The sequence below is a fragment of the Mesorhizobium sp. B1-1-5 genome (assembly GCF_006443065.1).
GTDB lineage: Bacteria > Pseudomonadota > Alphaproteobacteria > Rhizobiales > Rhizobiaceae > Mesorhizobium.
In genome coordinates, this window is sequence record NZ_VFWS01000245.1 from 1 (window position 1) to 2096 (window position 2096).

Annotated in this window: 2 protein-coding genes and 1 pseudogene; 2 read left to right on the forward strand and 1 reads right to left on the reverse strand. The window is 63.5% G+C overall.

The window, feature by feature from the left end:
* Window positions 1-554, forward strand: a 554-nt coding sequence (locus FJ980_RS29985) for a glutathione S-transferase C-terminal domain-containing protein (protein WP_181181348.1), incomplete at its 5' end; no start/stop codon positions are given.
* Window positions 555-909: 355 nt separating this feature from the next.
* Window positions 910-1650, forward strand: coding sequence for a sulfotransferase family protein (locus tag FJ980_RS29990; RefSeq protein ID WP_140547230.1), 741 nt, complete (start codon window positions 910-912; stop codon window positions 1648-1650).
* 153 nt (window positions 1651-1803) lie between these two features.
* Here FJ980_RS29990 and FJ980_RS34900 read toward each other — a convergent pair.
* Window positions 1804-2096: pseudogene (locus FJ980_RS34900) on the reverse strand (hypothetical protein); the annotation flags it as partial.

Sequence of the window (2096 nt, forward strand, 5' to 3'; positions counted from 1 at the left end):
GCAGCGGCGCCACGCCCATCCGCGTCTTCGAGTCCGGTTCGATCCTCACCTATCTCGCCGAAAAGTTCGGCGAGTTCCTGCCGACCGACCAGCCGGCGCGCGCCGAGACCCTGTCCTGGCTGTTCTGGCAGATGGGCTCTGCCCCTTATCTCGGCGGCGGCTTCGGTCATTTCTATGCGTACGCGCCGACCAAGATCGAATACGCCATCGACCGCTTTGCCATGGAAACCAAGCGCCAGCTCGACGTGCTCGACCGCCGCCTGGCCGAAACCGAATATCTTTCCGGCGCCGGCTACTCGATCGCCGACATGGCGGTCTGGCCCTGGTATGGCGGACTGGCGCTCGGCCGCATGTACAATGATTCCGGCGAGTTCCTTTCGGTGCAGGATTACAAGAACGTGCAGCGCTGGGCGAAGGCGATCGACGAGCGCCCCGCGGTCAAGCGCGGACGCATGGTCAACCGCGCCTTCGGCGAACCCGCGATGCAGCTGCACGAACGCCACGACGCCAGCGATTTCGACACGAACACGCAGGACAAGCTCGCGGCTGAGTGAGCTGCGAGGGCGGGCAGCGGCGCTGCCCGCCCTCCGTTTGATTTTGCGAAAGCGTCGATAACGGCAACGTCTCACCTGGAGGCGTGGATATCGCGCCGATCCGCTCCGCGCCGTCCAAGACGGCAATGCGTCTTCTTCTATCATCGTCCGACGTCAACAGCGGTCCTCTCACACAGGCCCCATAGAAATCTGTTGCGCAAATGCCGGCCGGGGCGCAACGTGTTGCCAGCAGATCGATGCAAGCGAGCAAATCGATCCTGCAGCGCGGCGTCCTTGTCGCGCAGGGCATGCCTAGGGTTGCCGCGGCGTCCTTTTTTGGCGCGAGCACGCGGCCTTGGTTTGGTCGGGGGAACAAATGACGCTCACGCTGATCGGGGCCGGCTTCGGGCGCACCGGTACATGGTCGACCTTCGTCGCGCTGAACAGGCTCGGCCTGCCCTGCTACCACATGCAGGAAGTGATCCTGAACAAGGCCAACAAGGGCCATCTCGATTTCTGGCGCAAGGTGGCCAACAGCCCGCCCGGCACGCAGCAGGACTGGAGCCGGGTATTCGGCAATTACAAGGCGACGGTCGACAATCCAGGCTGCTGCGTGTGGCGCGAACTGATGGCCGCCTATCCCGACGCCAAGGTGCTGCTCACCTTGCACCCGCGCGGCGCGGAAGCCTGGTACGACAGCACCATAGACACGATCTACTTCACCGAGAATGTCTGGCAGTTCAAGATCCTGGAATGGCTGACGCCGTTCGGCCGGAAATTCGGCGACATGTCACGCAGGCTGATCTGGGGCCGCACGCTAGCCGGCGTCATGGGCAACCGCGCCAAGGCCGTGGAGCGCTACAACGCATATGTCGAGGAAGTGAAGGCGGCGGTGCCGCCGGAAAAGCTGCTGGTGTTCAAGGTCAGCGAAGGCTGGGCCCCGCTCTGCCACTTCCTCGACGTGGCGCAACCGAACGAGCCCTTCCCCAATCTCAACGACCGCGAGGCCATCAAGAAGATCATCGCCGACATCATCAAGGGCTCCTACATCATGCTGGCGCTAAGCGTGGCGGCCGTTATCGCGGTGATCGCGGCGCTATGGTGGTGGCTGGGGTAGTTGGGCGCCGTTCGTCGATCCCTCGGTGCAGCGGGAGCGAAGCGACGCGAAGGCTTTGCGATCCAGGCCACGCGATTGCGAAAAAGCGCTACGGTCAAAACAAGGGCGTCGTTGTCGATACCGCCAAGCAGGCTGAATCGCGCGATCACCGCGTTAATTGGTGCCGCCGTCCGAGGACCGTCGTACCCGAATCTCGATACGCCGGCGTTCCCGAACATCGCCAACGCGGCTGCCGTCGGCGATAATGTCTCCCGGCATTACGAGCTGTGCCGCTGACAACGGAATGATCTTCACACTGCCCAGCCGTCCCGTCTGGATCAGCGCGTTCGCTACCGCGATAGCGCGCGAGAGCCCCAGCCCCGCATTGTCGGCCGGGGTCAAATCGCTGATAGCGCTGGCTCCGTTCATCGCCGAGATCGCAACCGCATCGAGGTTGGACGGCTTGG